Here is a 6410-nt window from a genome sequence, read left to right on the forward strand (position 1 = left end):
CGTCCGTTGCTGGTTAGTCTGTCTTTGAAGACAGTGCTTTTTGACAAGCCTCCTTGACTGGAGCGAGAGTATCTGAAGTCTTGGTAATGTTATCCAGTTTTGCTACACCAACAAAGCAATTCATTCGGTTAAACGTTAGCCCCATTTCGTGAGCAATAAAGGTTCCTAGTCTGCAAAGTCCTAAGTAATTACCATAGGCTTTATTGAATATCTGTTGGGTCGCATAAAAAGCGTTCATCGTAAGCGTTTCTCCCTGTGGAACAAAGCTGACGTGTTGCAGACATGGAAAAGGAAGCTGAGCACTACGAACATGGTCTCTTCCTGGGTCAAAAATTGACGCCTGAAACATTGTCCTCCTAACTCCTGGACGTGCCTGGTACTCGGAAATAATGTATTCAAGTTGATTTCCATTACAGGGACCCGATCCAAAAGCAATAAGTCTCTCAAAGTAAAGACCACGCCTGTTTTTATGAGGTTCTGTAGCTTTGATGCTGCAAAGAATGCTGAGATATCTCTCAAATAACCCTTTTCGTTGGTATTTAGAACGTCTCCAGAGAGAATGAGGAAAAATTGTATTAGCAACCGTGTGGATTTTTTGCTCACCATTGGCAATCAGACAAGTATCGAGCGACTGTCGAATATCTGTATCCTCATTTGGAATGCCATCATTAAAATCTGTGATGCTCACCACAAGAGGGGAAATTTCCTTGCCTGGATTATCAATAATGTGCAAAAAGGCTTCTGCCCAGGCATGGGACAGGTTTGTTTGCTTGAAAAGGCGAGGTAAACTGTTACTCATCTTCCACCTCCTCAAGATGTCGATATTGACTTAGACCGATAAATTGATAGCGCGAGATACGAACAAAGACAGCCCATCCTGTATCGCGGCAATAAACCCGCACAATGCCAGGACGGTTAGCTTTGAACAGGCGTCCTTTCGGGTGATTTTCTTCAAAGGTGATAGTGTCATTTGCGGCTTCTGCACCAATTTGAAGCAAAAGGAGACTTCCAACTTCAGCATCAATCGTTGGCATTGACCAGTGTGCGTCGGCGATAATCAACGGGTCAGTAGATGGATGCCCAAGCACCTTTTCACGAATAGCCTTGGGTTTGGTTTTGAGAAGCAAACTAGCTCTTGGGGGAGCGATCATCTTTAGGGTATAAGCCATGTGAGTAATCAGAGTTTCATACCCAACACCAAAACTACAAGCAACTGTAAAAATCTGCTCTGGCGTTGCCGAAGCAGCATCCCACCCTCGCGAAACAAATGCTTTCCGCACGCCTAAAACGGGCATAAGCAAGAATCCAGCAAATAAGTTAACTAAAAACTCCTCTGGTTGAAAAGCCGTAGAGCTTTGTGATTCTTCTATCAGTTCATCGATAGTTGAACCATGTCCAAAGACGTGATGACCGAGTTCGTGAGCGCAGGTAAAGATGCGTCTGGGGAGAGGGCGTAATGCAGAAAGCAAGATTATCGGCTCTGCTTCTCGGAGATAGATACCCTCCATGCTGATGTCAACAAACTTGACCCTCACATTGAGCTTATCGCACAAGCCGTAAATGCAGAGTGGGCTTTTATTGTCAAAACCTGCATTCCTCCGCACATCGATGGCTTTTTGCTGGGCTTGTTGTGCCAACACCTTTCTCTGATTTCTCAAAGTCTGATTCCTCAAAGTACTTCTCCCCCTCTACGCATTGAGGCAAGTATTGTTAAAAGTCGATCAAGGTCATCTGGCTTAAGCTTTCGGAGTTCTCTAGCGGCAAGCTGAATCTTGTCGTCATGGATATCAAGCTTGTCTGCACCCTCCCCAAGTAACCATGACACACTTACGTCATAAATTTCAGCCAGCTTCGTGATCTCATCGGCAGAAACCTTTCTATTTCCAGCTTCCGCTTCCGTAATTGAAGGACGATGAAGACCAAGCATCTTAGCTACTTGAGCTTGGGAAAGTCCTGCCATCTTGCGAGCTTCACGCAAGCGGGCTGCAATAATTGACCTCTTCTGTTCTTGATAACTCATATCTAAGTCTCTCCTGTGTTGACAATCTTACAGACTACATCAACGGACTCATCAATGGTGAGCCACTGTTTGCCGTCCTGTGAGAGACCTATTTTGTGAATCTGGTTACTGGGAATCTCCACGCTGAGCTTGCCAGCTAGCATATTAATCGCCTCAATACACAGCAGACTATCAAACCCTTCCAGGTCAGTCATGGGACAGGTTTTTCCTGAGATTGATGTTTCTCCATAGCCACTATCTGTCTGAATCTCTGTGAGTACTTCTATAAACTGGTCTTTTACATCCTCTGGATTCATGATAAGGATTTGTCTATTACGCTTAGTAAGATAATCTTACCAAATTAAAGATGAACTGCCTACCTCTGACAAGCAAAAACATCGTAGAGACGTTCTAGCGGTTCAGCAAAACCCTTCCTACGGGGTCTGTCTTTACAAACTGAAGTACCAGGGAGCTAAGCTGTCACGCATTTAAACTGGGAATGGGTAGCGAGCAAGATGCTCGCATTACAACGATTTTGCAGTTGTTGACATTAAGGTTTAAATGCCGAACAGCTTATATTACCAGGCTTGGTATTATAGCTCCCACACCTAAAAAGGCTCTCTAGAAGAAATAGAGAGCCTTTGTGATTGTTAGGGCACGGCATTGCCGTGCCCCTACGAAATTACTATCCTTAAAGCGCCTTAGCCTTAGCCACGATATTATCTACCGTGTAGCCAAACTTCTCTAAAGCAACCTCACCGGGAGCCGATACGCCAAAGCGATCAATACTAATCGTGTCACCTTCAGCGCCAACATAGCGACACCAGCCAAAGCTAGAACCCGCTTCCACTGCTAGGCGCTTGGTTACGGCTTTCGGTAGTACAGATTCCCGATAGCTTTCATCCTGTTCCTCAAACAGTTCCCAGCTTGGCATCGAAACCACGCGGACTTTCTTGCCTTCACCCCGAAGTTTTTCCGCCGCATCAACACAGATGTGAACTTCGGAACCTGTGCCAATTAAGATGATGTCGGGTGTGCCATCGCTATCAGATAGGATGTAAGCACCTTGGGCGACAGCATCAATCGAACTTCCGTCTAGGTTAGGTAGCCCTTGCCGGGACAATGCTAACAGACTCGGTGTTGACATTCCATTGGCAGGTTTTGCCTTCTCAATGGCTATCTTGTATGCACCAGAGGTTTCATTGCCATCCGCCGGACGAAGCACGATTAAGTTGGGAATCGCTCGCAGGGTGGGAATATGCTCAATTGGTTGGTGCGTCGGACCATCTTCTCCTAATGCTACAGAGTCATGGGTCATGACCCAGATTACCCCGGCATGGGATAGGGCAGACAGGCGAATCGCTCCCCGCATGTAGTCGGTGAAGACTAAGAAGGTGGCACCGTAGGGAATCAACCCAGACTTATGCAGGGCAATCCCATTACAAATTGCTCCCATGCCATGTTCGCGAACCCCAAAGCGGAGGTTGCGGTTTTCATAGGCACCTTTTTGGAAATCCTTTGAGGATTTGAGTAAGGTTTTGTTGGAAGGGGCTAAGTCAGCCGAACCGCCAATCAGTTCCGGTAATACCCCAGCCATGACGTTGAGGATTGTGCCAGATAGATTCCGAGTGGCATCTTTCTTATCCTCAGGTGTATAGGAAGGTAGGACTTTCTCCCAACCGTCGGGCAGCTTACCACTGACCATCCGTTCTAATAAAGCGGCTTCCTCACCGTATTCGGCTTTATAACGGGTGAAGAGTTTGTTCCATTCTTCTTCATATTGGGCACCGCGATCAACTGCTTTGCGGAAATGCTTCAGGGCGTCTTCGGGTACCTCGAAGGCGGGATGATTCCAACCCATATGGTCACGAGTGGCTTGTACTTCATCAGCACCCAAGGCTGCACCGTGTACGTCATGGGTATTGGCTTTATTGGGAGAGCCGAAACCAATGGTTGTGGTGACTTTAATTAAGGAAGGCTTATCGGTTACCGCTTTAGCTGCTTCAATTGCCTTATGAATCGCGTCCAAGTTGGTGTTACCATCGGGAACATGCTGGACGTGCCAACCATAGGCTTCAAAGCGCTTGCCCACATCTTCCGTAAAGGCAAGGTCGGTGGAACCGTCAATGGAGATATGGTTATCATCGTAGAGGGCAATCAATTTGCCAAGTCCTAAGTGTCCTGCCAGAGAACAGGCTTCTCCTGAGACACCCTCCATATTGCAACCATCACCTAAGATGACATAGGTGTAGTGGTCGATAATTTGGCAATCGGGTTTATTAAACTTGGCGGCTAAATGTGCCTCTGCCATCGCTAAACCGACACCATTGGCAATCCCTTGTCCTAATGGTCCGGTGGTAACTTCCACCCCTTCAGTCATGAAGTTTTCCGGGTGACCAGGAGTTTTGGAGTCCAACTGGCGGAACTGCTTGATATCATCGAGGCTGACGCTATCGTAACCTGCTAGATAGAGCAAGGCATACTGTAACATACAGCCATGACCCGCAGACAAAACAAAGCGATCGCGGTTTAACCAGTAGGGATTTTTCGGGTTGTACCGCATCAGGCGATCCCACAGCACAAACGCCATCGGTGCTGCGCCCATTGGCAATCCGGGATGACCGGAATTTGCTTTCTCTACGGCGTCTACCGCCAGAAAGCGGATGGAATTAATACAAAGTTCTTCGACAGATTGGGTTGCAACGACCATAGGTGTTATGTAATGACTCCAGGAAACTAGGGTTTAACGCAAAATTACTTCCGTAAAGCAAAGGTTACTCTTTCCCCAAGGATACTCTCATCATCCCATTAGGGGGATCGATGATCAAGAGTCTCTGGTATAAGCTGGACTAAAATTTGAGGATTGAGTTGAATGGGCAGGACAAGTTGTTCTGTATATGTTTACAAAGTATAAATGTAGGGGCGCATAGCCATGCGCCCCTACTGGGATAATTTATTCGGTTGAGAACCTAGAACAAATTACAACACTTCGGTGTAATGGAATGTAACTTTCTCGCCAAATCGGTCAAAACGTCCATCAATTGTCGCTTCTGCGGTCGCCCGAATTGGGTCAGGGACAGCACCATCAAAGGTGGACTTGTAGCCGACATAGACTGAGGAACCGAAGACAATTGAGGTATCAAATAGCTCTGTTGACGGATCGCGGTCGGTAAGCAGCGTTTCGTTGGAGTCGAGTATACCATTGGGATTGCTGTCAATCCAGAACTGGTTACTGTAGCCCAATTCTGTGGGTAGCCAGCTCTTCTTATTACCCTTGCTCCCTTCGACTTGTTCCTCGTAACCCATATTCAAGGAATCAACCTTGACATCAACCGGATCACCACTGGCATTTACTATGCGGAAGTTCCCAGAAAGCATATCACCATTGCGGATTCCGGTGAGGGAATCAATCTCGATACTGCGCTGATTCTTCTGGAAAACATCAACGACAGCCATGTCATCGTCAGAGGCTTGATTGCCTTCATCATCCGTACCGTTGGCGATGATGGTATTGTGGGGATCTTCCCAAGGATTCAATTCGCCGGGTGCATAGGATGTCGTGTAGTCGAAGGTGAAGGCTTCACCAGGGTCGAGAACGATATCTCCTGTATTCCCTGCAGCTTGCCAATCGGCTAAAGCATCAGTAATCCGATCAACGGTTTGTACTTCAGTGGTTTGCTCAATACCATCGCCGTTATTGTCTATCCAGAGCGTGTCTGGTAGGGACGTAATTGTGACTGGGTCGTAGTCAGCGCTATTGGGGTCACTGTTATTGGTGATGGTTACTGTGTAGGTGACATCAGCACCCACATCCTCGCGGATACTTGTCGTGCTAGCCGTCTTGATCACACTAATTTCTGGGAGAGCATCGCCGTAGTAGTTGGCATCATCGCTGTCGGTTAGAGGAGCCTGGTTACCCAGATCATCGGTGTAGGTAGCATTGACAGTAGCCGTGTTGGTGTGAGGTCCGGCTTCCCAGGTGGCGCCGTTGAAGGTGTACACAAATTCGTCAGCACCGCCTGCAACACCATCATTGGCGGCGAGGTCAAAGGGTGCGAGATTCAGAGCAAAGTCGCTATCGGATAGGGTGACTCCAGTCAAAGCCACATTACCCGTGTTCTGGACTACGAACTTGAAGATGGGATCACCGTTACCTTCGGTTAGTAAAGGACCGGTTGGGTTATCTGCATCAACAAAGGTGTTACCACCATCAACGGAGACGTATTTCTCTACGTCAATGCTGGGGTCAGCACCGAAGTAGTTACTGGGGTCATCATCCGTAACGTTCTCCGTGTTCCCTAAATCATCGGTGTAATTTCCTGTAACTGTTCCCAAGTTGCTGTAATCACCAGCTTGAGCAGTTCCATTGCCTTGGTAAGTCCAGGTTTCACCCAAATCTAAGATGCTGTCG

6 protein-coding genes are annotated in these 6410 nt (G+C 47.3%); all 6 read right to left on the reverse strand.

What is annotated here, in order from left to right:
- Positions 1 to 13: 13 nt before the first annotated feature.
- Positions 14 to 799 carry a thymidylate synthase gene (locus ACLGGO_RS27100; protein WP_446421614.1) on the reverse strand — a complete coding sequence of 262 codons (786 nt, stop codon included), beginning with the start codon at positions 797 to 799 and terminating at the stop codon, positions 14 to 16.
- Positions 792 to 1658 carry an ImmA/IrrE family metallo-endopeptidase gene (locus tag ACLGGO_RS27105; RefSeq protein ID WP_446421615.1) on the reverse strand — a complete coding sequence of 289 codons (867 nt, stop codon included), beginning with the start codon at positions 1656 to 1658 and terminating at the stop codon, positions 792 to 794. Before ACLGGO_RS27105 ends, ACLGGO_RS27100 begins: the two co-directional genes overlap by 8 nt.
- Before the next feature lie 11 nt (positions 1659 to 1669).
- Positions 1670 to 2020: a helix-turn-helix domain-containing protein gene (locus ACLGGO_RS27110; RefSeq protein ID WP_446421616.1), complete on the reverse strand. Its 351-nt coding sequence runs from the start codon at positions 2018 to 2020 to the stop codon at positions 1670 to 1672.
- A 2-nt stretch (positions 2021 to 2022) separates the two neighbouring features.
- Entirely contained in the window at positions 2023 to 2316 is a 294-nt protein-coding gene (locus ACLGGO_RS27115; RefSeq protein ID WP_446421617.1) for a hypothetical protein, read from the reverse strand.
- 374 nt (positions 2317 to 2690) lie between these two features.
- Positions 2691 to 4709 (reverse strand): transketolase, encoded by a 2019-nt coding sequence (tkt, locus tag ACLGGO_RS27120; protein ID WP_446421618.1) that lies wholly within the window; start codon positions 4707 to 4709, stop codon positions 2691 to 2693.
- A gap of 269 nt (positions 4710 to 4978) precedes the next feature.
- Positions 4979 to 6410 (reverse strand): DUF7507 domain-containing protein (locus ACLGGO_RS27125; protein ID WP_446421619.1); only part of this gene is annotated, 1432 nt, incomplete at its 5' end.

The organism is Coleofasciculus sp. (assembly GCF_046565525.1).
In the GTDB taxonomy this organism is placed as follows: Bacteria; Cyanobacteriota; Cyanobacteriia; order Cyanobacteriales; family Coleofasciculaceae; genus Coleofasciculus.

Excerpts from the sequence above, each read along its gene's own strand:
- ACLGGO_RS27100 (WP_446421614.1), bottom strand. The coding sequence starts at position 799 with ATGAGTAACAGTTTACCTCGCCTTTTCAAGCAAACAAACCTGTCCCAT.
- ACLGGO_RS27110 (WP_446421616.1), bottom strand. The coding sequence starts at position 2,020 with ATGAGTTATCAAGAACAGAAGAGGTCAATTATTGCAGCCCGCTTGCGT.
- ACLGGO_RS27115 (WP_446421617.1), bottom strand. The coding sequence starts at position 2,316 with ATGAATCCAGAGGATGTAAAAGACCAGTTTATAGAAGTACTCACAGAG.
- tkt (WP_446421618.1), bottom strand. The coding sequence starts at position 4,709 with ATGGTCGTTGCAACCCAATCTGTCGAAGAACTTTGTATTAATTCCATC.